The organism is Haloplanus aerogenes, assembly GCF_003856835.1.
Classification (GTDB): domain Archaea; phylum Halobacteriota; class Halobacteria; order Halobacteriales; family Haloferacaceae; genus Haloplanus; species Haloplanus aerogenes.
In genome coordinates, this window is sequence record NZ_CP034145.1 from 405679 (window position 1) to 428842 (window position 23164).

Below are 23164 nucleotides of genomic sequence, written 5' to 3' on the forward strand. Positions count from 1 at the left end.
GGTCACGTCACCGAGTACGTGGACGCGACGGTCAACGCGAGCGCCGCGAGCAACCCGATGCCCACGAGGTACGTGATCGACCGCGGCTCCCACCGGAGATGCTGGTAGTAGCCCGCGACGATGACGGCCTTCACGAACGACAGCGCGAGGATGACGGTCAGCGCGGTCCCGTAGTTCAGTCCGGCGCCCTCGACGAGCACCTGTACGGTCGCCGAGACGAACAGGACGACGTATATCGCCGTGTACAGTTTGAGTCGTGTCATGGTTACAGGATGTAAAACAGCGGGAACAGGAACAGCCAGACGATGTCGACGAAGTGCCAGTAGAGCCCGAAATGCTCGACTGGCTCGCTGTCGCCGAGGTACGCCCCGTTCCACGCCCGCGGGATCATGTACAGTACGATCACTAGCCCCGTGATGACGTGGACGGCGTGGAGGCCGGTCGTCAGGAAGAACGTCGACGCGCGGACGTTCGACGACAACCAGATGCCCTCGTGGAACAGGTGATTCCACTCGATGGCCTTGTTCCCGAGGAAGCCGATGCCGAGGACGAGCGTCGTTACGAGGCTGGCGAACACCCCCCATCGACTCTCGCGCTCGGCGGCCTCCAGCGCCAGCACCACCGCGAAGCTACTCGTCAGCAGGAGGTACGTGTTGATCAACCCCGGCGTGATGTTCTCCGGAATCGGCTCCCAGCCGGTCCAGCCGGTCGAGAACCGGAGGAACACGTACGCGCCGATGAACGCGCCGAACAGCACCACGTCCGACGCGAGGAAGATCCACACGCCGGTCTTCATGTTGTCGACGCCGTCGAACGGCCAGCTCTCCCCGAACGGCCCGCTCGGGCCGTGGAACCGCTCGCTCGCCATCCCGACCAGCGCCGCGAGCGTGCCGACGAGGCCGACGCCCGTCGCCGCCGCGTAGACGGTGCCCATCGGTCCCGTCGGGAACGAGCCGCTCTGATAGCCCGCCAGCCCGAAGAACACGAGGAAGACGGCGACGCTCACGGCGAACGGCCAGATGCTCGCGTGGCTCACGTGGTCGTCGTCGTCGTGGGCTCCGGCCGTCGCGCCGACCCCGCCGTCGGTCACGCCGGTGCCGCCGTCGGCGCTCGCACTCGCGTCCTCCGCCCCGCCGAGGAACCGCAGGCTGCCGTCGCCGTAACTCGGGAGGCCCGGGAAGTTCTCTAACGGTGGTGGCGACGCGACCGCCCACTCCGCCGTCGACGAGTATTCCCACGGATTGTCGCCCGCTGGCCGCCCGGCGTACGCCGAGACGACCATGTTGTAGAACATGATCAGGAACGACGCCCCGAACACGACGGCACCGATCGTGGCGAGTTGGTGCCACGGGGTGAGCGAGGCTTCGTACTCGAAGACCCGACGGGGGGTCTCCCACGCGACGAACATCGGGAAGTAGAGCAGATTGAACCCGACGAAGTACACCGCGAAGTGGAGTTTGCCGAGGAACTCGTCGTACATCCGGCCGGTGATCTTCGGATACCAGTAGTAGAGGCCGCCGACGAGGGCGGTGACGCCCCCGACCATCACGTAGTGGAAGTGCGCGACCACCCAGTAGGTCCCGCGGAACTCGTAGTCGAGGACGACGGCGCCGAGGAAGACGCCGGTGATGCCGCCGATGATGAATAGGAGCAGGCCGCCGAAGGAAAAGAGGAAGGGCGTCTTGAACCGGATGCGCCCTTTCACCATCGTGTAGATGAGCGCGAACACCATCAGGTCGAAGGGGAGGGAGATGCCGATGGTGGTCGCCATAAAGAGCGTCTTGATCTGGAGGTTGATGCTCGTCAGGAACATGTGGTGCATCCAGACGATGAAGCTCTGGAGGGCGACCAGCACCATGGCGGCGATGAACCACTTGCGGCCGACGATCCGCCGTCCGGTGAACGTCTGGAACGTCTCCGCCATGACGCCGAGCGCCGGGAAGAAGACGATGTACACCTCGGGGTGACCGAAAAACCAGAACAGGTGTGTCCACAGCAGCGAGCCGTTCGCCGCCTCCGCAGCGAAGTACGTCGTCCCGAGCAGCCGGTCAGCGGAGAGGATCATCAGCGCCGCGAGCAGGGCCGCGAACGCGAACAGCATCATCCACACCGTCAGCAGAATCGTCCACGTGAACAGCGGCAGGCGCCGGAGCGTCAACCCCTCCGCGCGCATCCGGTGGATGGTCGTCAGGAAGTTCACCGACCCGATGGTCACCGACGCGACGAACAGCAACAGCGCCAGCACGGCCGAACTCCCGCCGACGCTGGGGGTGAAGGTCGGCAGGTTCAACGGGGCGTACATCGTCCACCCGCCCGCGAACGAGCCTCCCTGGAGGAAGGACACGCCGAGGAGGAGTCCCGACCCGAGGTAGAGCCAGTAGCTCAGCGCGTTCAGTCGGGGGAAGGCGAGGTCCTTGGCACCGATCTGGAGCGGGACGACGTAGTTCGCGAACCCGAACGCGAACGGCGACAGGAACCAGAACACCATCACCAGCCCGTGAATCGACACCGCCTGATTGTACGCGAGTTGGGAGAGCGGGCCGGCCCCGGGCGGGCGCGGCACCCAGAGGTGTAGCCGCATCAGCAACGCCAGTACGCCGCCGAACACGAGAAACAGGAGCGACGTGACGAGATACAGGAGGCCCACGTCCTTGTGGTTCGTCGTCACGAACCACCGCTTGACCGACGCCTTGGGCGGGAACGCGTGGTCGTCGTGTGCCGATTCGGCGACGCCGCCGTCGGCGCGCGCGTCGTCACGCGACACGCTCGCTCACCCCCGTCTCTCCGACGGCACTGGCGCTGGCGTTCCCGCTTCCCGAACTCGTCGTGTTCGCGTACCACGTCCGGTACTCGTCGCGTTCCATCACCCGGACCGTCCCGTCCATGTACGAGTGGCCGGCGCCACAGAGTTCGTAACAGTGTGCCTGATAGGTGCCGGTCTCCGGCGCGATGAACCACGTATCCGTCTCCTGCCCGGGGATGGCGTCGGCCTTCGCACGTAACTCGGGGACGCCGAAGTTGTGGAACACGTCCGCCGACGTTACCGTCAACTCCACGCGTCGGTCGACTGGCACGCGGAGCGTGTTCGCCGACGAGTGGCCGTTGGGATAGACGAACTCCCAGTAGAACTGGTGGCCGACGACTCTGACTTCGAGTGGCTCCCCTTCGGTCACCGGTTCCGGGTCCTCCACGTACAGGAGCGTGAAGTACGTCCACGCGATGAGGGAGACGACGATGATGGCACTGAGAGTAAAGGAGACGAACAGCTTTCGACCGCCGCCGCTACCGGTCGGAATCTCGCCGACGCTCGGCCGGTCCCGGTCGTCGCCTGCGTGCGCCGACGCCCGATACTTGTACGCCTTGTACAGCATGTACGCGATGACGACGATACCGACGACCGTTCCCAGAATGAGAAAGACGACGTAGATCCGCTGGAAGACGTACGCTCGCGTCCCTCTGGGAACGACGGCTGTCAGAAGAAGTCCCCGATAGACAGACACAAGTGTTATCATGCCTCACGATCCCACGTATTAGGCTTGCGGCTACGTAAATGTTTGTCAGAGAACAGGAGTATATAAGCGAGGACGGCGAGTGCCGTCGCTTTCGGGCGACGAAGGCGGCGTCAGGCCGGCGGTTCTTCGAGTTCGTCCCCGTCGATCCACTCTTTCGCCCAGTCGCCGATGGCGTCGAACACCGGGCAGAGCGACTCGCCTTTCTCGGTCAGCGAGTAGTACGTCGCGACCGGGGCATCCTCTTCGAGGCGGCGGTTGACGAACCCCATCTCCTGCAGGTCGTCGACGACGCGCGAGAGCGTCCGCGAACTCGCGCCCGTCGAGCGCTTGAGTTCGTTGAAGCGTTTCTCTCCCTCCTGTAAGTCGTGGAGGACGGCCAGTCGCCACTGAGAGCCGATCTGTTCGAGCGAGTCGATGACGTAACACGTTTCGGCGTCCTCGTCTCCCGTTTGTATCGCCATGTCCCTCCCACTCCCTCTGCACAGTTAGCAGTTTCGTCCCGAATCAGGTGTCGAAATGTTACCCGGCCCGGTAACCCCGACGCCACCCGGTGACACGTATGTCAGAGAACGTATATGTGCGCTGGGGCTCGTACGGAGAGACACGATGATTTGGACGATCACTGCCGACGCATCGCTTTCGACCGCTTCGACCGGGGTGGTGGCCTGATGGCCTTCGACACCGCCGGCGCGGGTGTCGTTTTCCTGCTCGCGCGCGCCCTCTTCGGCGTCGTCTTCGCCGTCACCGGCCTGAACCACTTCCGCAACGCGGAGGGGATGATCGGCTACGCCCAGTCGAAGGGCATCCCTGCGGCGTCGCTCGGGGTTCCCTTCTCCGGCGGGATGCTGATCGCCGGCGGTCTGGGCATCCTCCTCGGCGTCTATCCCACGATCGCCGCCGGGGCGATCGCCGTCTTCCTCGTCGCCGCGACGCCGACGATGCACGACTTCTGGAACGCACCCGAAGAGCAGAAGCAGGGCGAATTCAACAACTTCCTGAAGAATGTCGCGCTCCTCGGCGGCGCGCTCGCGTTCCTCGTGTTCGCGAGCGAGTCGTGGCCGCTGGCGGCTAACGTCGGCCTGTAAGGGTCGATTCCTGCACCGAGCCGAGTTTTTATCATCATCGTCGCCCCAGTGTCATGCTATGCACAGCGACTGGTCGCGTCGTCTCGTCATCGGGTCGCTCGTGGGCGTCGCTCTCGCCACCCGTCCGGTGGCCGCACACGTCGACTACGTGACCGAGGAGGGAGAATCGGGCCCAGGTGTCGTCGAGTTCCTCTCGGCTGTCCTCTCCGATCCGCTCAACGTTGCCGTCCTCGTCGCCGGCGGCGTGGGGGTGACTATCGCGACCCTCGGCTGGCTTCGCTACGGCGACCACATCGCGGACGTGACGGTGATCCGGCGCACACTCCGGTCGTACCAGCCGTATCTCGGCTGGCTCCTGCGACTCGCGACCGGGCTTCCCCTCATGGGCGCCGGCTTCGGCGGCTACTTCTTCTCCCCTGCCGTCGGCGTCGAGGCGCGACTCGTCCAGATCACCATCGCCTTCCTCCTCCTGTTCGGACTGGCGACGCGACTGGCGGCGCTGGCCGGCCTCCTCACCTACCTCGTCGGCCTCGCGACCCACTTCCCGACGCTCCTGCTCAGTTCGGAGTATCTCGCCGGCTTCCTCGGCATCCTCGTCGTCGGCCCCGGGCAACCGAGCGCCGACCTCCTCCTCCGGCGACTGATCGTCACCGACGGCACGATCATGAGCCGGTTCCGCGACGTGACGACGGTGTCGGACGTGTTGTCCGGATTCGGCGTCGAGAAATCCGTCGCGCCCCTCCTCATTCGGCTCTTTCTCGGCTTCAACTTCGCCTACCTCGGCGTGACCGAGAAGTGGCTTGATCCCGGCCGCGCCCTCCAGGTGGTCGCGAAGTACGATCTCACCGCAGTCGCCCCCCTCTCCCCGGAGATGTGGGTGTTCGCGGCCGGCCTCGGCGAACTCGTCGTCGGCCTCCTGATCCTGACGGGCACCTTCACCCGGAGCGCGGCCGGCGCCGGCTTCGTCATCCTCACGACGACCCTCTTCGGTCTCCCCGACGACCCCGTTCTCGCCCACGTCACGCTGTTCGGCCTCACCTCCGCGCTGTTGATCACCGGGAGCGGCCCTCTCGCTCTCGACCGAACCGTGATCCCCACGCTCCGCGCCCGCATCGGCACCGCTCCCTCCCACGCCGACGACCCGGCCACGCCGGCGGACTGATCTGGAGTATTGTCGGTCGCAACGTACAGCCGACGACGCTCGCTTCCGATTATCAGACGCTGTACTCGGAGGGGTGTGGTTATTAAATTCTGTTCGAAAACGGCGCACAAGCATGGGCATCCCCTTCCTGAACCGCATTCGAGAACGATACGGACTCAAACTCGCGGTGGCGTTCACTGTGGTCATCCTGTTGACCGTGGGAGTCGGGACCGTCGTGAGCGCCGACGCGTCCGCGCAGTTGCGCGCCGACGTCGAACAGCATCTGGCCGGGACGGCCGACGAACGGGCCGAACGGCTCGACGCCTGGCTGTCGGGCGTCCAGACACAGGCTCGAAGCGCGTCGGACCACCCGGCGCTCCGGAGCGACGACCGCGCCACGGTAACGGCGTATCTCGACGAACTGGCGAGCGACGACCGAGCGCCGCCCGGTGTCGTCGCCACCCACTACGTCGACGCCGACTCCGGCGAGATCATCACGAGTTCGAACGAGCAACTCGTCGGCGTCGATGCCCGCGCACAGGGCGCGCCGTTCGCGCAGGAAGGTGTCTCGTTCTCGGGGCCGAACGACGTACTCGTCACCGATCCGTTCCGCCCCTCAGTCGTCGACTTCACGACCATTGCCGTCGCGACGCCGGTCGACGGACGGGAGGACCGACTGCTGGTCTACATGATCAACTTCGAACAGCAGGTCGCCCAGTTCGACCAGTTGACCGAACACAGCCGGACCATCGTGGTCGACGGTGACGGGACCGTCGTCGCCCACCCGAACGCCGAGTTGATCGGCTCGTCGACCGACGAACTGTCGACGGCCGTCCCGGCGTCGGCGTTCGAGGGGCAGACGTTCGAGCAGCAGGGTGACACGGTGACTGCGGCCGCACCCGTCGGTGCGACCGACTGGTCGGTCGTGATCGCCGAACCCGCGGCCGAGGCGTTCGCCGTCCAACGCGCAGTCGTCTCGGGTATCGTCGGGCTCATCCTCGTGGCCGTCGTCAGCCTCGCGCTGATCGGCGTCACCATCGGCAGCCGAACCACGCTGTCGCTCCGCCGACTCTCCGGGAAGGCCGAAGCGATGGCTGCCGGCGACCTCGACGTGGATCTGACGACCGGCCGCACCGACGAGATCGGACAGCTCTACCACGCGTTCGACGAGATGCGCGCCTCGCTCCGTGAGCGCATCACCGAAGCGGAGGAGGCGCTCGCGGAGGCGCGGAAAGCCCGCACCGAGGCGGAGGAAGCCCGCACCGAGGCGGAGGAAGCCCGCGCCGAGGCCACCGCCACGAACGAACGCCTCGAACGCACTGCCGAGGCGTACGGCGACGTGATGCAGGACGTGGCGGACGGCGACCTCACCCGCCGGATCGACGTGAACGACACGAACGACGCGATGGCGACTATCGGCACGGCGTTCAACGACATGGTCTCGGCCATCGAGTCGACCATCGAGGAGGTGAAAGCGTTCGGCGCCGACGTGGCGAACGCGGCCGAGGCGGTCGACCGGAACGCGACGGACGTGATGGCGGCCGGCGAGGCGATGAACGAGTCGGTCGCGGAGATTGCGGACGGCGCCCGAAGCCAGACCGAGAGCCTGCAGGACATGACCGGCGAGGTGAACGACCTCTCGGCCAGCGCCGAGGAGATCGCGGCGACCGTCGACACCGTCGCCGACACCTCCGAACGCGCGGCCGAAGCCGGCGCGGACGGTCGCGCTGCCGCCGAGGCAGCGGTCGAAGAACTCGACGGCATCGAGGAGACGACCGACCACACTCAGGAGGAAGTCGAGGCGCTGAAAGAGGAGATGGCCGAGATCGGCGAGATCGTCGACGTGATCTCCGACATCGCGGAGCAGACGAACCTGCTCGCACTCAACGCCTCCATCGAGGCCGCCCACGCCAACGGCGACGCAGGCGACGCCGACGGCTTCGCCGTCGTCGCCGACGAAGTGAAGAACCTCGCCGAGGAGACCAAGGAATCCGCGAGCGAGATCGAAGCGCGGATCGAGTCGGTCCGCGAACGCACCGAACAGGTTGTCTCCGGGACACAGGAGACGAGTCAGCGCGTCACCGAGGGTGTCGAGACGGTCGAAGGCGCCATCGACGCGCTCGAACGCATCGCCGACTACGTCGAGGAGATCGACTCCAGCATCCAGGGCATCGCCGACGCCACCGACGGGCAGGCCGACTCCACCGAACGCGTGGTCCAGAGTCTCGACGAGGTGGCGGCGATCAGCAAGCAGACCGCCGAGCAGGCGACCGGCGTCACCGAGACGGCCGACCGCCAGGAACGGACCATCAGCGAGGTGGACGACGCCGCGGACGAACTGACTCAGCGGGCGGCTCGGCTTCGCGAACAGCTCGCCGACTTCGACGTCGGCACGACCGGTGCGGACACGATGGCCGGCGGCCAGCGCGCGGACGCGCTCGGTGACGGCGGCCGCGACACGGGAGGGATCTGATCATGCTCGGAACGGCAACGACGTGGGCGGCACTCGGTGCGATCGGGATGGCACTCGGAACGATTCCGCCGCTGTGGGGTTTGCAGAACGATCCCGACCGGCGCGGACACTACCTCGCCCTCGCCGGCGTGACGGGCGTCGCCACCGTCGCCTACGCCCTGATGGCGCTCGATATCGGGACGGTGTCGGCCTCCGGCCGCGTCGTCTCCATCCCTCGATACGTCGACTGGCTGATCACGACGCCGCTCATCCTCCTGTTCCTCTCGATGCTCGGACGGACGGGCCGCGGCTCGCTCCTCCGTCTCGTCGTCGCCGACATCGCCCTCCTCGCTCTCGGCGGTGTCGCTGTCGTCCTCTCCGGCCCGATTCGCTGGGCGGCGTTCGCCGGTGGCGTCGTCTGCTTCGGCGTCCTCGTGTACGAACTCTACGGCCGCATCCCCCGGCTGGCGACGTTCTCGAACGAGCGGGCACGCATCCTGTTTATTACCCTCCGGAACCTCACCATCGCGCTGTGGACGCTGTACCCGATCGTCTGGGTCCTTGCGCCGTCCGGCATCGGCCTGCTCACCCGTGACATGACGATGCTCGTCGTCGCCTACCTCGACCTGATCAGCAAAGCGGCGTTCGTCGCGCTGGCGGTCGACGGGATGGACGCCCTCGCGGACGCCGACCGCGGCGACGCCGGCGCCGGCGCTGTCACGGTCGATCCCGACGCCGACGCGGACTCGACGTCCACCGCGGCCGACTGACGACGCGGTGTGGGCGCCAGACGCCCCATTCGACACTCCCTGCGTATGCACGAACCGACCTCTGCATCGTCCATCGACGTGTTGTACGTCGACGACGACGACGCGTTCGCCGCCGACGCGGCCGAGCAACTGGAACGCGTCGACAACGGCCTGTCGATCCAGCGGGTTACGACCGCCGCCGACGCGCTCGACCGCCTCGATCGCGCCTCGGTCGACTGCGTTCTGAGCGCGCACCGGCTCCCCGACATCGACGGTATCGAGTTCGCACGGACCGTCCGCGACGCCCACGGTGACTTACCGTTCCTCCTCTATACCGAGGCGTTCGACGCCGTCGCTAGCGACGCCCTCGCCGCCGGCATCACCGACTGTGTTCGGAAAGGAACTGGGACGACGCAGTACGAACTCCTCGCTCATCGCATCCGCGACGCCGTGACGAAGCGACGCGTCGAACGAACCCTCCGGACCGAGCGGTCCCAGTACCACCAACTCTTCGAGGACGCACCCGTGATGTACGTCGTCTTCCGTAGCGTCGACGACGAGCCGATCATCGAGGACTGCAACGACCGGTTTCTCGACCGTCTCGGCTACGACCGCGACGAACTGCTCGGGCGCTCGGTCTGGGAGTTGTACGCCGACGAGTCGATGGACCGCGCCGTCGAGGGGTTCGACAGCGGCCGCGAGGGTACGTTCGGCCAGCAGGAGCGGACGCTCGTCGCCGCGGACGGCGAGCACATCGAGACGCTGTTCCGGGCGAGCCCTCGCATCGACGAGCACGGAACCGTGATCGGGACCATCGGACTGTACGTCGACATCACGGAGCGCAAGCACCGCGAGCGGACGCTCGAACGACTCCACGAAACCACGCGTGACCTGCTCCGCGCCGAGAGCCGGACCGAGGTGGCCGAGGTCATCACCGCTGCCGTTCGGGACGTCCTCGGCTACCAGACGAATCTCGTCCGACTGGTCGACGAGGAGGGAACGGAGCTCCACCCGGTCGCGATCACCTCCTCGGCCGAGCGGATGCTCGGCGAACGCCCCGTCTACGCCGTCGGTGAGGGGACTGCCGGCCGGGCGTTCGCCGAGGGGGAGACGAACATCTACGCCGACGTTCAGGAGGTCGACGACGGCTACGACCGACAGGACGCCCGGGCGTCGATGTTCGTCCCCATCGGCGACCACGGCGTCCTGAGCATCGGCGACACCGATGTCGGCGCGTTCGACCGGTCGGATCGCCACCTCGCGGAGGTGTTCGCGGCCAACGCCGCCACCGCGCTGACGCTTCTCGAACGGACCCGCGACCTCGAACGGCAGAACGAACGACTGGAGGCGTTCGCGAGCGTCGTCAGTCACGACCTCCGGACGCCGCTCACCGTCGTCGACGGGTCGCTCGAACTCGCTCGGGAGCGATACGACGACGCGGACCTCGACCGCGCCGCGCGCTCGCTGGACCGAGCGTTCGACCTGATCGAGGATCTGCTAACGCTAGCGCGACAGGGCGATGCCCTCGACCCCGACACGGTCGATCTGGCCGCCGTCGCCGAGGCCTGCTGGCAGACCGTCGAGACGGGCGACGCGACGCTCGTCGTCGAGGTGGATCGACCGATCCGAGCCGACGAGTCACGGCTCCGGCAGTTGTTGGAAAACCTGTTTCGGAATGCGGTCGATCACGGGGGCGAGGCGAGCGCCGACCCCCTCACCGTCACCCTCGACCGCCTCGACGACGAGTCGGGGTTTTACGTCGCCGACGACGGCCCCGGCCTCCCGGACGACCGCAGCGACGTGTTCGAGGCGGGGTACACGACGGGGTCGGGCGGCACGGGGCTGGGGCTCGCCATCGTCGAGCGAATCGCGGCAGAACACGGGTGGTCGGTCACCGCACGCGACGCCGAGGACGGCGGCGCGCGGTTCGAGTTCGTCGGCGTCGAGACGCTCTAGGGCGCCTCGCCCGTCTCGATGGTGAAGTCGGCCTTCGGGTAGGCGACGCAGGTCAGCGTGTAGCCGTCGTCGAGTTCGTTGTCGTCGAGCATCTGCTGGTCGTCGTGGACGACGTAATCCTCGGAGTTGCCGCCGGAGGTGATCTGGCCGGCACAGGAGACACACTGGCCCTGCCGACAGGCGTAGGGGAGGTCCCAGCCCTCGTCCTCGCCCGCTTCGAGCACCGTCTCGTTCTCCTTGACCTCGATAGTCGCGCCCTCCTTGGCGTACTCGATCTCGAAGGTTTCGGCCTCGTCGTCGGGCACGTCCCACGGCCCCGATTCCTCGGCGGCCGCCTCGCCGCCTTCGAGTTCGGCGCCTTCACCCTCGCCAGCGACGGCACCGGCCCCGACGGCGCCACCCCCGCCGGCGCCGATGGCTCGGTTCATGGGTTCCGGGAAGTCCGTCTCCGGCACCGACTCCGCCCGGCGTTCGAGTACCTCCTGGCTGATGTCGGTGGTGGGTGTCCATCCCGTCCCCTTCGATAGATGGAGCGCGACAGCGGTGAGCGTCAGGAGCGCCCCGATGCTCAGTCCCACCAGATTTACCTCGACCATGCGCGGCGCTACGGATTCGGGGGTTAAGGGGATTGTGATGTGATTTTCGAACCACAGCCGGACGCCGTGTGGCGACTCCACCCCGCTCACGGCGCGTCTCCCGCGGCGTTACGCGTCCCGCCGCGCTACCTCGTGCCGCCCGAAGCCGTACCGCAGGCGGTTGGCGAGGCGCCGGGAGAATCGGTCCCGCCGCGACGCGAACCGCTCCGCGAGCGCCTGGTGGATCAGCGGCACCGGCACCTCTCGCTCCAGAGCCTCCTGTACCGTCCACGTCCCCGTCGACCCGCCGGCGACGTGGTCGGCCACGTCGCCCAGATCCGATCCTTCCTCGCGGAACGCCTCCTCGCAGAGTTCGAGGAGCCACGACCGGATGACGGCGCCGTTGTTCCACGTCCGCGCGACCGCTTCCAGATCCAGATCGTACCGTCCCTCGTGGAGGAGTTCGAACCCCTCGCCGTAGGCCTGCATCAGCGCGTACTCGACGCCGTTGTGGACCATCTTCACGTAGTGGCCCGAGCCGGCCGGTCCCATCCGGTCGTGGCCGTCCGGCCCCGTCGCCACGGCGTCGAAGACGGGAACCAGTTCCGCGTAGGCCGCCTCGGGACCGCCCACCATCAGCGAGAAGCCGAGTTCGGCGCCGGCGGGGCCGCCGCTCGTCCCACAGTCGAGATACGCCGCCGCGGTTTCCTCGGCCCGCCGGGTCGAGTCCTCGAAGTGGGAGTTGCCGCCGTCGACGACGATGTCGTCGCCGTCGAGGTGTGGCTCCAGTTCCGCCAGCGCGGCGTCGACGGCGTCGCCCGCGGGGACCATCAGCCAGATGCGCTTGTCGGCGCCGAGTCGCGCCGCGAGGTCCGGAATCGAGTCGGCCGGCTCCGCACCCTCGTCGGCAGCCGCCGCCACCGCGTCCTCGTCGATGTCGAACGCGACAACGTCGTGGCCGGCGTCGAGTACGCGGTCGACGACGATCCGTCCCATCCGTCCCAGTCCGATCACGCCCAGTTGCATGGACCGGTCTGGGTGGCGCCGGGAAGTAGTGGTTGTGGTTGTGGTTCGCCGGCGCCCGGACGCTTTTGCATCCGCCTGTCTTCTTTCCCGCATGGACGACCGCATCCGCGCCCACGCCGAGACGCTCGTCGGCTGGAGCGCGCGCGTCGAGGACGGGGACGAGGTGGTGATGCGCGTCGCGGAAGGGGCTCACGACCTCGCCGTCGCCGTCGCCGCCGCACTCGGGGAGCGGGGGGCGACGCTCGTCGCCACCTACGGCTCCGACGAGGTGTCTCGCGCCTACCTTCGCGCCCACGACGGCGACTTTGGCCCCGCCGACGCCGAACGCGCCCTCTACGACCGCGCCGACGTCTATCTCTCGCTCGGCGGCGGCCGCAACACGACCGCCACCGCCGACGTGCCCGGCGATACCCAGAGCGCCTACGCCCGTGCCCGCGAGGAGGTGCGCGAGGCGCGTCTGGCGACCGACTGGGTGTCGACCGTCCACCCCACCCGCTCGCTCGCGCAGGCCGCCGGCATGTCCTACGAGGCCTACCGGGACTTCGTCTACGACGCCGTCCTCCGGGACTGGGAGTCGCTGGCGACGGAGATGGGCCGCCTGAAAGACATCTTCGACGACGGCCGTCAGGTCCATCTCGTCGCCGAGGGGACGGACCTCACGCTCTCGATCGCGGGCCGGACGGCCGTCAACAGCGCCGCGAGCGTCGCCTACGACTCCCACAACCTCCCCAGCGGCGAGGTGTTCACCGCGCCTGCCGGTACCGAGGGCGAAGTCACCTTCGACGTGCCGATCACGGTGCAGGGGCGTCGAATTCGCGACGCCCACCTCGTCTTCGAGAACGGCGAGGTGGTGGAGTTCGCGGCCAGCGAAGGTGAGGACGCCCTCGCGGACCTCCTCGACACCGACGCCGGTGCGAAGCGACTGGGCGAACTCGGCGTGGGAATGAATCGCGGCATCACCCGTCCGACCGACAACGTCCTCTTCGACGAGAAGATGGCCGGAACGGTCCACCTCGCGCTCGGCCGTGCGTACGACGCCTGCCTCCCGGACGGCGAGACGGGGACGGAGAGCGCCATCCACACCGACTTCATCACGCGGATGGGCGAGGGCTCCCGTCTCGTCGTCGACGGCGAGGTGATCCAGCGCGACGGCGTCTTCCGGTGGGAAGACGGCTTCGAGGGATGACCGACGCCGACCTCGTTGTGATCGCCCACCGCGGCTTCGCGGGCGTCAACCCCGAGAACACGGTCGGCGCCGTTCGGGCGGCCGCCTCCCGCGCCGACCGGGTCGAACTCGACGCCGTCGCCTGCGCGGACGGCACGCCGATTGTCTTCCACGACGCGCGGCTGGATTCGGGACCGGAGAGCCGCGGCATCACCGACGGCACAGGAACCGTAGCCGACCACCCGCCCGAGACGGTGACGGCTGCCACGGTACGGGGGAGCGGTGAACGGGTGCCGACCCTCGACCGACTGGTCGCGGAAACGGCCGTGCCGCTCGACGTGGAACTCAAGCGCCCCGGCACGTCGGTCCGTCGGGGGTCGCTCCCCGCGGCCGAGCGGACCGCCGCCCGCGAGCGCTGGCAGCCGTTCGTGGATCGGGTGCTGGACGAACTCGGCGACCGCGACGTGCGCTTCTCCTCGTTCTGTGAGGGGGCGCTCGCGGCGGTCCGGGAGCGAGATTCGAGCGTCCCGCTCGCGCCGCTCTGTCGTAACCTCGACGTGGGCCGCGAACTCGCCGCCCGGTACGACGCCGACGCGATTCACCCGTCGCTGGCGGCGGTTCGGGCGGGCGACGTGCCGACCGACCGCACCGTCAACGTCTGGACGATCCGAACGTGGCACGAGGCACGCGACGCGGTGGCGTCGGGGGCCGACGGGCTGATCGCGGACTATCCCGGGCTAACGCGGTGGCTATAGTAGCGATTGAAACGATTTGCACAGCCGATCGCAGTACGGCGCGCGATCGGCTGCGCGATGACTTTCAATTGGTACTACAGATAAGTGAGCGGCTGAGAGGAGTAAGCCCCCTTCTGTTCTTCCCGGCATTCGGCTGAGCGTCCACCTCCGCGTCCGGACTACCTTGACGAGGCGGACTTGCACCGGTGAGGATTCGCCGTTCCATCCGTTCTCGACCGTCTGCGAGACGCGTCGCGTCTCCCTGCTCGCGGCTGACGCCGCTCGCCTTTCGGAGACACGTCGTGTCTCCCGTCCCTCGGTGGGTTAACTCCCCTCGCTTGCGTTCGGGTTCGCACACCTCATCGGTCGGGTCGAGTGGTCTCGTTTCTGTTCCAGAGCCAGCCGTCTCCGACTCCGGGCTTGCGCCCGGTCACCTGTCCGGACGGTGGGGGGACTTTCCTCATGCTTGCGCACGGGGGCCGGGCTCTCTCTGCCACTCTGACCTACATCGGTCGGTCGAATAAGCCGTTCGGTCACGAACTGGTCGGCCGAAATTCATCATGGTTCTTTTCGACGGAAAGGAAGACTTCAAGTCGGTTCGGCGCAACGTTGGCGTATGTCCGAGGCGCAGACGGTACACCTTTCTTACGAGGACGGGGCTCGAGCGGTCGAACTGGCTCGTGAGGCCGTCGAGGCGTACGTACTCCAGGGGCAGCGAGAGCAGCCGGGAAGTATGCGCGACGCGTTCTACGCCCGAACGGGCGCGTTCGTCCGCATCACGTCCACCCGTGGCCGTGGCCGCCTCCGTGGCTGTGCCGGCGCGTATCGTGGCTCCGACCAGCTCGGCCACGCCATCGTCGACGCGGCCATCACCGCCGCATCCGGCGATTCCTGTGGCTCCGAAATCGAACCACCCGAACTCGAGAGCCTCAACATCTCCGTCTGTGTCGTCTGTAATCACGTCCTCACCAGCGATCCACTCTCCGACATCGAACTCGGCACACACGGCATCGCCATCGACGCCGACGGGCAACACGCCTGGATGTACCCCACGCTTCCGGTCGAGAACGGCTGGAACGAAGAACAGTTCCTCACCCACGCCTGCCGGAAAGCCGGCCTCTCCCCGCTCGCCTGGCAGGACGACGACACCATGATCACCCTCTTCGAGGGACAGGTCTTCCGCGAGCGCCCCGAAGGCGGGAGCGTCGAACAGCTGTAGCGCCGGTCGTCCTACGTACGAACCACCCGCCACCAGCGTATCGTACGGGAAAATAGTCGAAATCACGGGAAGATTTTAGCGTCATCACGGCCAACGAACGTGTATGTCGAAGTCGACGGACGAACGGGGTCGGCTCTACCTCCCGAAAGACGTTCGCGACCGGTTCGGGGAGCGGTATCGTATCGTCGAGCTTCCCAGCCACGTCGCCCTCTTTCCTGTCGACGACGACCCGCTGGAGGGCCTTCGGGCCGCCGTCGGTGATGCGTTCGAGGGCGACGACGCTGACCGGTTGAAGGCGGACGCCCGGCGGGCCATCGCCCGCGAGGCTCGGGACGAGTCGGGGTAACCGTGTACGTCGAGACGGATTTCCTAGTGGCTCTGGTGAATGAGGAGGATTGGCTCCGCGGGTCCGTGCTTCGTGCGCTCGACGAGTACGACGTTCACACCTCGATTCTGGCGTACGCCGAGGTGTTGGTCCTGTTTTACGACCACGAGGCAGCCGAGTACGAAATCGACGCACCCCGAGCCGTCACCAACCTGCTCGAACTGGTCCCGATCAGGCCGGCCGCACACGAGGATGCCGTCCTCGCGGCGACGGTCTTCATCGACGAGTACGACCTGACGCCCTTCGATGCTCTCCACGCCGGCGTCGCGGCGACGGCCGACGAAGTGGTCCTGTCGAGCGAGAAGGCCTACGATACGGTCGGTCTCGACCGACAGCCACTAGAGCCCGAGGAGTCAGGCTAGCTCCCGTCCGATCCGAACCCCACAGCCTCGGCGTCGGCCAGCGCCCGCTCCGCCGTCGCGTCCAGATCGAACTCCCGAACCACCTCGCCGTCGCGAATCAGCGGTTCGAGGAGGGGTTCGCCGTCGGCCGGCCCCTCCCGCGCCGCGAGGCCGACGTGGTGGCCGCCGTCCGGGGTCCGGTAGACCTGCTTGGTCCCCGAGAGCTTTCCGCGCTTGGCCGCCGGCTCCCCGTCCACTTCGACGATGTCGAGCGCGAAGTCCACGGGGTCGGCGTTGGAGACGTAGCCGCCGACGCCGAAGCCGTCGGCCACGTCGCGGAGTTCTCGGAGTTCCGCCGGGCCGAGGCCGCCGCTCACGAACACGTCCACCCCGTCGATCCCCCGCGCGTCGAGTTCCCAGCGCACTTCCCGGACGATGTGTCTGAGGTCTCCCCGACGCGAGCCGGTGGTGTCGATGCGGACACTATCGAGGTCGTCGCCCAGCGTCTCGGCCGCTCGGAGTACCTCGTCCACCTCGTCGCTGTACGTGTCACACAGCGCGACTCGTGGCACCTCGGGCGCGACGGCGTCGTCGAACGCCCGCCACGCCACCTCCTGATTCCCGCGCCCGAAACAGATCAGCAGGGCGTGGGGCATCGTCCCCGCCGCCTCGCGGTCGAGTACCTCGCCCGCGGCGACGTGGGAGATGCCGTCGAGTCCCGCGAGCAACGCGCTCCGTTCGACGACAGCCGCGATGGAGGGGTGGACGTGTCGGGCGCCAAAGGAGAAGACGGTCGATTCCGGCGCCGCCCGCCGCGCTTCCAGTGCCGCCGTCGCCATCCCGCTGGCGTGCGAGAGGAAGCCGAGCAACGACGTTTCGAACCGCGCGAACTCCAGATACGGCCCCTCGATCCGGAGGACCGGCCCGCCGTCGAACAGCCGTCCCTCCCGGATGGCGTCCACGTCGACCGCTAGCCCCTCCAGCAGCGCCGCGGCGTCTTTCACGCCCGCGAGCAGTTCGAAGTCGCCGTCGGGGAACTGGTCGGCCGTCACTTCCGCGACGACCGTCGGATTCCGGCCGGCGTGGCGGAGCGTCGTCTCCGTCCGTTGGAAGTACGCGTCGGTCGCCGTCCCGTCGCGAATGTCCTCGGGAGGGACGATGTCGAACGGTTGCATAGCCGGCGGCTTCGCGCCGGCCGGTGAAAAGTCCGTTCGTTCGGTCGACGCGGTCGAAGAAGATTCGTCTTCATACTTACGACGACGCGTCTCGGCCGGCGTGTACTGCGTCGAGCGCGTCGACCGTCGGCGCGTTGACGATGGTCACCGTCGTCCCGTTTCGCGTGACGCGGTAGGCGTCGGCGTAGGGGCCCGCTGGTACCACTAACACGTTCCCTTCCCGCCGTTCCGCGCCCCGGCGCGTCCGCAACAGGTCGCGGTAGGCGATGGCAAAGGCGGCGGCATCGCCCGTCGTCGCCCACTCGGCCCGGAGGACGTAGCCGCCGGCTCCCGACTCGTTCCGGTAGGGGACGAGGCGGTCACCGACCCACCCCGCGGTGGTGGAGTGGGTGTAGTTGTAGGCGCGGTGCGGGCGCGAGGGGCGTTGCAGGTGGAACGTCTCCGTTCCGCCGTTCGCCCACACCATCGCGAACAGCGACGCCTCGCCGACCGTCGTCCCGGACGGCGAGCGGTCGAACCGACTCCAGTTGGCGTCGGAGCGATCCGGCACCCGCACCGTCGTCGCCGACCAGTCCGGGTAGCGTTCGGGGTGGATCACCTGCGCCGAACTCGTCGGCGGGTCGGCGTAGGCGGCGTTCACTGTCTCCCAGCCACCCCGCTGGCGGAGGTGGTGAACGAACGCCGGCCCGTCGCTGTAGGGCTGGTAGGCGGCGACGTAGACGCCCATGTTGCCGTCGAGGCTCGCCCCCGGGCCGCTCGGTGGGCGGGGCAGACACGACCAGTTGCCGCCGCCCGTCCCGCGACAGCGCTTCTCGTACAGATCCTCGACGTAGCCCGCGTCGCCTTCGATCAGGCCCTGCCGCGCCAACTGCCCGTCCCGGGTCAGGTTCGCGCGGTCGAAAACGGAGGAAAAGTGCTGATCCTGCAGGGCGTGGACGAGTTCGTGGGCGAGCGTTCGGCGGTCGACGGTCGGCGTCTCCGAGTCACTGACCACCACGATCCGATCCTCGCTCGGGACGTACGATCCCTGTACCGACGCGCCGTAGAACGATTCGAACACCGACGCGACCGACTCGTCTTCCCCCACCAGCAGGAGTGCCTCCCACACCTGCTCGTCCCACGCCGTCGCCGTCACGTTCTCGTCGGCGAGGTAGGCCTCCCGCGAGACCACCGTGACCGGGACCGTCGACTCGAACTCCAGCCCCCGGAGTCGCTCGACGCGCGCCATCGTCCGCGCGACGACCGCCTCCCGCTCGCTCGCGTTCAACCCGTCGGCCGTCGTCACCGGCAGCGACTCGTCGTACCAGTAGCCGCCCTCCCAGCCGAGACGGTCGGTCGCGGGGTCGTCGAAGCCGCCGTGGGCGGATGTGGAGACGGGAGTCGCCGTCTTCGTGGAGGTGCCCGTCGGATTCGTGGTCGACGTTCCCGTCGGTGACGGCGTGTTCGTCGCCGTCGACGACCCGTCCGGTCCGGCCGCCGTCCCCCCACAGCCGGCGAGGACGACGAGGAGCGCGAGCAGGACCGGGCGAAACTGCATACTCCCGGGTCGGCGTCGGCGCGTGAAAAGGGTGCCGTCGACTAGTCGAGTCGTCGCGCCACCGCGACTGCCGCAATAGCGGCGATCAGCGCGAGGGCGGCCGTGAGCGGGCCGAAGCCGGGGGCTTCGAGGCCGGTGGAGCCACCGTCGCTCTCACCGCCAGCGGCCGCCGTCGTACCTCGGGACTCGCCGTCACTCCCACTCGCGTCGTCGCTCTCGTCGCCGCCACTCGTACCTCCGTCCGTGGCCTGCGGCCGAATCCCGCTCAGTTGCTCGGCCGTCGGCGCGTTGACGATGGTGACGCGCGTCCCCTGCCGGTCGATGCGGAAGGCGTCGGCGTACTCGCCGCTCGGGATGACGTAGGTGTTGTCGCCCTGTGACCGCGCGTCGTGCGCGTCGAGGATGGCGCGGTAGGCGTTGTGGAACTGCGCGGCGTCCCGTTCGGTGTCCCACTCGGTCACCCAGACGTAGCCGTACTGGCCGTCGGAGACGCTCCCCTTGTAGTACGGGAACACCCGGTCGTTCCCCCACCCTGCCGAGGGCGCCGCGTCGTAGTTGTACATGTCGAGCGGACTGGTGGTCTGGACGACCGTGCGCGGGTTGATCGTTTGCGCGCCGGCCGTCCGCGCCTGGTACCAGAACATCACGTACATCGAGGCTTCCCCGACCGTGTCCGACCCGCTTTCACCTTGATCGGGGAACGTCTGCCAGCCGTTTCGGGCACGGTTCTCGTACTCGATGGGGACCGGTTCCTCGTCGGTCAGGTGGATCACCTGCTCGGTCGATTCCGGTGGGTTCTCGAAGGCGTCGTTGACGGCTGCCCAGCCACCCTGCTGGCGGAGCCAGTCGATGTAGACCGGGCCGTCGGAGTAGGGCTGGAGGAGCGTCAGGAGGATGCCGAGGTTCGGCGGTTCTTGCGTGCCGCTCGGTCCGTCGCTCGGCGTCTCGACGCACTGCCACTCGACGCCACACCGCTGCGTGTAGCGCGTCTCGACGTAGTTGGCCTCGCCCTCGACGACGCCGTCGGTCGCTAAGCCGGCGTCTTGGGTCTCTGTGCGCGTGATCTGCTCGCCGAGGTCACCCTGCTGGTCCTGCAGGGCGTGGGTGAGTTCGTGTACCAGCGTCGCGTTGTCGATGGTCGGACTGTTCGGGGAGTCGGTGATGATCCGGATGCGGTCGTCGCCGGGCGCGTAGAAGCCCGCCGTCGTCTGGCCGCTCGCGGAGCGGAGCGCCTCGTTCGCTTCCCGATCCTCGCCGATGATGAACAGTGCCTCCCACACCTGATCGTTCCACGCGTCGTACGAGGCGTTGGGCGTGACGTTCTGGTTGCGCTGGCTCTGGAACTCCTCGCGCGAGAGGATTTCGACGGGCACGTCGCTCTCGAACTCCGCTTGTCGGACGTACTCGACGCGCGCCATCGCTCTGGAGATGTACGCGTCGAGTTCCTCGTCGGAGAGGCCGTCGGACTGGTCGACGTCGATCTCGTCGTCGTGCCAGTAGCCGCCCTCCCACCCGATCGTGTCGCTGTCGGGATCGGCGCGCTGTTGCACGACGTCCCGGTCACCGTCGACCGCCGCCGGTCCGTCGCTCGCGGCCACCGCCGGAGCGACCGCCGCCAGCACCATCAGTACCGCGAAAACCACGGATGCCCGCTTTCGCATACCCCCCGTTAGGAGCCGTTACGGAAGTACCTTGCCCGGGGTGCCCGGCTACCGTTCGATGACCGTCCTCTCGGCGCCGACGGCGATTTCGACCCCCTCGGCGTCGACGACGGCTTTCAGATTCGATCCGGTTGGCGTCGCCTCCTGCGTCCAGTCCCCGGCGTCACGGCGGAACACGACGCCACCGCCGCCGACGGTCAGCCCGTGCGCGCCAGAACGCTCCACGTCACGGAGCGACGCATCGCCGGTGTCCTCTCGTCGCCACTCCGAGCCGTTCCAGTGGTACGCCGTCCCGCCACCCCCGACGACCGTCAGGTCGTCCGTGGCGTCCGAGTCGACGCCGTAGAAGTTGTGGTTGGCGTCCGCGATGCCGACCTTCTTCCACGTCGACCCGTCGTCGGTGACGAAGACGGTCTTGTTGCCGTCGACCGCGTGCCCCGAACGGGGACCGTGGAGGTCGAGGGCGTTGACGTTGGAGTCGCTGCCGGGCGTGACGGCGTCCCACGTTCCGGGTTCGCCGTCGTCGGTCACGTCGGACCCGTAGCGGTTGTTGCCGTTGTCGGTCGGCCCGCCGCTGGCGGCGATGCCCCACGCCTCGTCGCCACGTTCGAGGACGTAGCCGCTCGCCGACGGCGTACGCGCCGGCGGCCGTCGATTCCACGTCGTACAGCGCCACCCCCACCGGCGTCTCCGCGGTCAGCCACACGCGGTCCGCGGCGCCGATGGTCGGCACGGTCGCCAGCGCGGCGACCGCTGCGGTACTCCGGAGAAATCCACGGCGAGTCGTGTCTCGCATCGATCGATCACTCCACCCGGCGCTCATGGCCGAGGGGATTGTAAAATGGGATGCCGTTAACGCCGCTTCGGGACGATTAACGGTAGTTTAATGGAATTTATCGGGTGTATCGCGACTTCCGACGGTTCCTACTACGCCTCGTCGTCGGCGAAGAGGTCGTCGACGGCGTCCTGTGCCGCGCGCGCGGCCTCGTCGGCCACCGCTTCGGGGTCCGGGTCGTCCTCGCCGTCCGGCGCGTTCAGGTACACGTCGACTTCGAGGACGCCCTCCTCGAACGTCACCGTCACGTCCAGATCACGCACGTCGGACTGACGGTAGTGGGCGAAGACGACACCTTCGGCCGCCTCGGCGGCCGTCTGGACGACGGTCTCGTCGTCGGGCTCGGCCACGGCCTTACGCGCCGCCGGCGCCGCCCGGTCCCATCGGACCGCCGCCACCAGCGCCACCCTGCAGCATCTGCTGGAGCTCCTGCTGGAGCGATTCGAACTGGTCGCGGACGCGCTCTTCCTGTTTGCTCAGCTGTTCGACGCGAACCTCCAGACTCTCGACTTTCTCCTCGAGGTCGTCGTAGGCGTCGTCGTACCCGGTCGAGACGAGAAGCTGACCGACCTCGCGGTACATCTCGGTGTCCTCGTCGATGTCCTCCAGCGCGTCGAGCGCCGTCTGGGACTCGTTGAGCGTCGTCTCGGCCTGCTGTTTCTGCGCTGCGACCTGCTGGGCCGTCTCCTGCAGATCCTGCAGTTCTTCGAGTTTCTCCTGAGCCTCCGGCGGCAGATTCCCTTGCATGCGCGAAGCGTTGGGGCCCGGAGTGAAAAAGCCCCGTATTCCGTACCGCGCGTCGGCCGCCGGCCGCCGGCGCCCCGGCCGCCGTCCCCTCACGTCCGTCTGGCGGTCTCCGCGCCGGCCGCGACCGTCTCCGCCACGTCCAGCAACCGAATCCAGGTGTTCGTGCCCGCGCGGAGGGCAACGAGATCGGCCGCCCCGATCCGCACCTCGACCGTCCGGCCGTCGCGGTCGACCGTCGCTGCCGACCGCGCGTCGTCGATTTCGCCCACCTCGACCCGGACGCTCCGCTCGACGGTTCGGGCGCGTCGCTCCGTGTCGTACTCGAACTGCAGAGAGAGGTGGTGTGGTGCGTCGTCGACGGACGACTCGACCACAGTGTTACTCGACGTTGACTTCCTTGACCGTCGGCGCGCGCTCCTTCAGGAGCACCCGATGCCCGCAGTAGGGACAGCGGACGCCGCCGTACTCGTCGAGTTCGACGTCGCGCTTACACCGGGAACACTTGTAGCTCATATTATTCGTCGTCGTCGGTAGCGAGCGCCGCGCGGATCGACCGTCTGACGGTGCGGCCGCCGGGCGTCTCGGGCCGGTACGCCCCGCCCGTGAACACTTCGCCGGTCTCCTCGTTCTTCCAGACGCCGGTCCCGATGCGGGTGACGCTGTCACCGTCGAGGGTGGCGTTCTGCATGTCGCTCTCGATCTCCTTGACGCGCCGGCGGGCGACACGCCCGTAGCGCGCGCCAAATCGGCCCGCGCTCCCGGTGCTGCGTGCCTTGTTCTCGGCCATAGTACCGCTGAATACCGGAAGCGAACGGATAAACCCTGCGAGTTGGCGCTACCGAAAGCCGTCAGACGACGATACGACCGTC

Annotated in this window: 25 protein-coding genes and 1 other RNA gene; 10 read left to right on the forward strand and 16 right to left on the reverse strand. The window is 67.9% G+C overall.

Annotated features, from left to right (window positions below):
* Positions 1–2 precede the first annotated feature (2 nt).
* The 4 genes from DU502_RS02060 to DU502_RS02075 all read right to left on the reverse strand — a co-directional run bounded on the left by DU502_RS02060 (position 3) and on the right by DU502_RS02075 (position 3973).
* Complete coding sequence (locus tag DU502_RS02060) at positions 3–263, reverse strand: cytochrome C oxidase subunit IV family protein (RefSeq protein ID WP_121920022.1); 261 nt, start codon at positions 261–263, stop codon at positions 3–5.
* 2 nt (positions 264–265) lie between these two features.
* Positions 266–2764 (reverse strand): cbb3-type cytochrome c oxidase subunit I, encoded by a 2499-nt coding sequence (locus DU502_RS02065; RefSeq protein WP_121920021.1) that lies wholly within the window; start codon positions 2762–2764, stop codon positions 266–268.
* Positions 2754–3512 carry a cytochrome c oxidase subunit II gene (coxB, locus tag DU502_RS02070; protein ID WP_121920020.1) on the reverse strand — a complete coding sequence of 253 codons (759 nt, stop codon included), beginning with the start codon at positions 3510–3512 and terminating at the stop codon, positions 2754–2756. The genes DU502_RS02065 and coxB overlap by 11 nt, the downstream gene beginning before the upstream one ends.
* Positions 3513–3622: 110 nt before the next feature.
* On the reverse strand, positions 3623–3973 hold the full coding sequence (locus DU502_RS02075) for a winged helix-turn-helix transcriptional regulator (protein ID WP_121920019.1): 351 nt from the start codon (positions 3971–3973) through the stop codon (positions 3623–3625).
* A 207-nt stretch (positions 3974–4180) separates the two neighbouring features.
* On the opposite strand from DU502_RS02075, the gene DU502_RS02080 reads away from it, so the two are divergent.
* From DU502_RS02080 to DU502_RS02100, 5 genes are all read left to right on the forward strand, one after another.
* Positions 4181–4597, forward strand: a complete 417-nt coding sequence (locus DU502_RS02080; protein WP_121920135.1) for a DoxX family protein — start codon at positions 4181–4183, stop codon at positions 4595–4597.
* Positions 4598–4655: 58 nt separating this feature from the next.
* Positions 4656–5759, forward strand: coding sequence for a DoxX family protein (locus tag DU502_RS02085; RefSeq protein WP_121920018.1), 1104 nt, complete (start codon positions 4656–4658; stop codon positions 5757–5759).
* A 112-nt stretch (positions 5760–5871) separates the two neighbouring features.
* On the forward strand, positions 5872–8211 hold the full coding sequence (locus DU502_RS02090; RefSeq protein ID WP_121920017.1) for a methyl-accepting chemotaxis protein: 2340 nt from the start codon (positions 5872–5874) through the stop codon (positions 8209–8211).
* A 2-nt stretch (positions 8212–8213) separates the two neighbouring features.
* Positions 8214–8960: a bacteriorhodopsin gene (locus DU502_RS02095; protein WP_121920016.1), complete on the forward strand. Its 747-nt coding sequence runs from the start codon at positions 8214–8216 to the stop codon at positions 8958–8960.
* 45 nt (positions 8961–9005) lie between these two features.
* On the forward strand, positions 9006–10895 hold the full coding sequence (locus tag DU502_RS02100) for a receiver/sensor box histidine kinase (protein ID WP_121920015.1): 1890 nt from the start codon (positions 9006–9008) through the stop codon (positions 10893–10895).
* Here DU502_RS02100 and DU502_RS18825 read toward each other — a convergent pair.
* Both DU502_RS18825 and gnd read right to left on the reverse strand, forming a co-directional pair.
* On the reverse strand, positions 10892–11491 hold the full coding sequence (locus tag DU502_RS18825) for a 2Fe-2S iron-sulfur cluster-binding protein (RefSeq protein ID WP_121920014.1): 600 nt from the start codon (positions 11489–11491) through the stop codon (positions 10892–10894). The two genes, DU502_RS02100 and DU502_RS18825, sit on opposite strands and share 4 nt — an antisense overlap.
* Before the next feature lie 108 nt (positions 11492–11599).
* A complete protein-coding gene (gene gnd / locus DU502_RS02110) occupies positions 11600–12496 on the reverse strand; it encodes a phosphogluconate dehydrogenase (NAD(+)-dependent, decarboxylating) (RefSeq protein WP_121920013.1) in 897 nt (298 codons plus the stop codon).
* Positions 12497–12587: 91 nt separating this feature from the next.
* Here gnd and DU502_RS02115 point away from each other — a divergent pair, with 91 nt between their 5' ends.
* Positions 12588–13682 carry an aminopeptidase gene (locus tag DU502_RS02115; protein ID WP_121920012.1) on the forward strand — a complete coding sequence of 365 codons (1095 nt, stop codon included), beginning with the start codon at positions 12588–12590 and terminating at the stop codon, positions 13680–13682.
* On the forward strand, positions 13679–14416 hold the full coding sequence (locus DU502_RS02120; RefSeq protein ID WP_121920011.1) for a glycerophosphodiester phosphodiesterase: 738 nt from the start codon (positions 13679–13681) through the stop codon (positions 14414–14416). The genes DU502_RS02115 and DU502_RS02120 overlap by 4 nt, the downstream gene beginning before the upstream one ends.
* A 90-nt stretch (positions 14417–14506) precedes the next feature.
* Here DU502_RS02120 and rnpB read toward each other — a convergent pair.
* An RNA gene (gene rnpB / locus DU502_RS02125) (RNase P RNA component) lies at positions 14507–14890 on the reverse strand.
* A 121-nt stretch (positions 14891–15011) separates the two neighbouring features.
* On the opposite strand from rnpB, the gene DU502_RS02130 reads away from it, so the two are divergent.
* From DU502_RS02130 to DU502_RS02140, 3 genes are all read left to right on the forward strand, one after another.
* Positions 15012–15614: a TIGR00296 family protein gene (locus DU502_RS02130; protein ID WP_121920010.1), complete on the forward strand. Its 603-nt coding sequence runs from the start codon at positions 15012–15014 to the stop codon at positions 15612–15614.
* A 103-nt stretch (positions 15615–15717) separates the two neighbouring features.
* A complete protein-coding gene (locus tag DU502_RS02135) occupies positions 15718–15960 on the forward strand; it encodes an AbrB/MazE/SpoVT family DNA-binding domain-containing protein (RefSeq protein ID WP_121920009.1) in 243 nt (80 codons plus the stop codon).
* 2 nt (positions 15961–15962) lie between these two features.
* Complete coding sequence (locus DU502_RS02140; RefSeq protein ID WP_121920008.1) at positions 15963–16361, forward strand: PIN domain-containing protein; 399 nt, start codon at positions 15963–15965, stop codon at positions 16359–16361.
* Here the strand turns inward: DU502_RS02140 and DU502_RS02145 are convergent.
* The 9 genes from DU502_RS02145 to DU502_RS02185 all read right to left on the reverse strand — a co-directional run bounded on the left by DU502_RS02145 (position 16358) and on the right by DU502_RS02185 (position 23082).
* On the reverse strand, positions 16358–17515 hold the full coding sequence (locus DU502_RS02145; RefSeq protein WP_121920007.1) for a nicotinate phosphoribosyltransferase: 1158 nt from the start codon (positions 17513–17515) through the stop codon (positions 16358–16360). The two genes, DU502_RS02140 and DU502_RS02145, sit on opposite strands and share 4 nt — an antisense overlap.
* 76 nt (positions 17516–17591) lie before the next feature.
* Positions 17592–19052, reverse strand: a complete 1461-nt coding sequence (locus DU502_RS02150) for an Hvo_1808 family surface protein (protein ID WP_121920006.1) — start codon at positions 19050–19052, stop codon at positions 17592–17594.
* Between the two features lie 41 nt (positions 19053–19093).
* Positions 19094–20713: an Hvo_1808 family surface protein gene (locus DU502_RS02155; RefSeq protein WP_121920005.1), complete on the reverse strand. Its 1620-nt coding sequence runs from the start codon at positions 20711–20713 to the stop codon at positions 19094–19096.
* A gap of 48 nt (positions 20714–20761) precedes the next feature.
* Positions 20762–21244: a hypothetical protein gene (locus tag DU502_RS18500; RefSeq protein ID WP_199722688.1), complete on the reverse strand. Its 483-nt coding sequence runs from the start codon at positions 21242–21244 to the stop codon at positions 20762–20764.
* Positions 21245–21640: 396 nt separating this feature from the next.
* Positions 21641–21946: a DUF3194 domain-containing protein gene (locus DU502_RS02165; protein ID WP_394339052.1), complete on the reverse strand. Its 306-nt coding sequence runs from the start codon at positions 21944–21946 to the stop codon at positions 21641–21643.
* Entirely contained in the window at positions 21903–22295 is a 393-nt protein-coding gene (locus tag DU502_RS02170; RefSeq protein ID WP_121920003.1) for a prefoldin subunit beta, read from the reverse strand. The genes DU502_RS02165 and DU502_RS02170 overlap by 44 nt, the downstream gene beginning before the upstream one ends.
* An 89-nt stretch (positions 22296–22384) precedes the next feature.
* Positions 22385–22669 carry a KEOPS complex subunit Pcc1 gene (locus DU502_RS02175; protein WP_121920002.1) on the reverse strand — a complete coding sequence of 95 codons (285 nt, stop codon included), beginning with the start codon at positions 22667–22669 and terminating at the stop codon, positions 22385–22387.
* 4 nt (positions 22670–22673) lie between these two features.
* Complete coding sequence (locus DU502_RS02180) at positions 22674–22808, reverse strand: DNA-directed RNA polymerase subunit P (RefSeq protein WP_092633386.1); 135 nt, start codon at positions 22806–22808, stop codon at positions 22674–22676.
* 1 nt (position 22809) lies between these two features.
* Positions 22810–23082 carry an eL43 family ribosomal protein gene (locus DU502_RS02185; RefSeq protein ID WP_121920001.1) on the reverse strand — a complete coding sequence of 91 codons (273 nt, stop codon included), beginning with the start codon at positions 23080–23082 and terminating at the stop codon, positions 22810–22812.
* Positions 23083–23164 lie beyond the last annotated feature (82 nt).

Excerpts from the sequence above, each read along its gene's own strand:
- DU502_RS02060 (WP_121920022.1), bottom strand. The coding sequence starts at position 263 with ATGACACGACTCAAACTGTACACGGCGATATACGTCGTCCTGTTCGTC.
- coxB (WP_121920020.1), bottom strand. The coding sequence starts at position 3,512 with ATGATAACACTTGTGTCTGTCTATCGGGGACTTCTTCTGACAGCCGTC.
- DU502_RS02075 (WP_121920019.1), bottom strand. The coding sequence starts at position 3,973 with ATGGCGATACAAACGGGAGACGAGGACGCCGAAACGTGTTACGTCATC.
- DU502_RS02080 (WP_121920135.1), top strand. The coding sequence starts at position 4,181 with ATGGCCTTCGACACCGCCGGCGCGGGTGTCGTTTTCCTGCTCGCGCGC.
- DU502_RS02085 (WP_121920018.1), top strand. The coding sequence starts at position 4,656 with ATGCACAGCGACTGGTCGCGTCGTCTCGTCATCGGGTCGCTCGTGGGC.
- DU502_RS02090 (WP_121920017.1), top strand. The coding sequence starts at position 5,872 with ATGGGCATCCCCTTCCTGAACCGCATTCGAGAACGATACGGACTCAAA.
- DU502_RS02095 (WP_121920016.1), top strand. The coding sequence starts at position 8,214 with ATGCTCGGAACGGCAACGACGTGGGCGGCACTCGGTGCGATCGGGATG.
- DU502_RS02100 (WP_121920015.1), top strand. The coding sequence starts at position 9,006 with ATGCACGAACCGACCTCTGCATCGTCCATCGACGTGTTGTACGTCGAC.
- DU502_RS18825 (WP_121920014.1), bottom strand. The coding sequence starts at position 11,491 with ATGGTCGAGGTAAATCTGGTGGGACTGAGCATCGGGGCGCTCCTGACG.
- gnd (WP_121920013.1), bottom strand. The coding sequence starts at position 12,496 with ATGCAACTGGGCGTGATCGGACTGGGACGGATGGGACGGATCGTCGTC.
- DU502_RS02115 (WP_121920012.1), top strand. The coding sequence starts at position 12,588 with ATGGACGACCGCATCCGCGCCCACGCCGAGACGCTCGTCGGCTGGAGC.
- DU502_RS02120 (WP_121920011.1), top strand. The coding sequence starts at position 13,679 with ATGACCGACGCCGACCTCGTTGTGATCGCCCACCGCGGCTTCGCGGGC.
- DU502_RS02130 (WP_121920010.1), top strand. The coding sequence starts at position 15,012 with ATGTCCGAGGCGCAGACGGTACACCTTTCTTACGAGGACGGGGCTCGA.
- DU502_RS02135 (WP_121920009.1), top strand. The coding sequence starts at position 15,718 with ATGTCGAAGTCGACGGACGAACGGGGTCGGCTCTACCTCCCGAAAGAC.
- DU502_RS02145 (WP_121920007.1), bottom strand. The coding sequence starts at position 17,515 with ATGCAACCGTTCGACATCGTCCCTCCCGAGGACATTCGCGACGGGACG.
- DU502_RS02150 (WP_121920006.1), bottom strand. The coding sequence starts at position 19,052 with ATGCAGTTTCGCCCGGTCCTGCTCGCGCTCCTCGTCGTCCTCGCCGGC.
- DU502_RS02155 (WP_121920005.1), bottom strand. The coding sequence starts at position 20,713 with ATGCGAAAGCGGGCATCCGTGGTTTTCGCGGTACTGATGGTGCTGGCG.
- DU502_RS02170 (WP_121920003.1), bottom strand. The coding sequence starts at position 22,295 with ATGCAAGGGAATCTGCCGCCGGAGGCTCAGGAGAAACTCGAAGAACTG.
- DU502_RS02180 (WP_092633386.1), bottom strand. The coding sequence starts at position 22,808 with ATGAGCTACAAGTGTTCCCGGTGTAAGCGCGACGTCGAACTCGACGAG.
- DU502_RS02185 (WP_121920001.1), bottom strand. The coding sequence starts at position 23,082 with ATGGCCGAGAACAAGGCACGCAGCACCGGGAGCGCGGGCCGATTTGGC.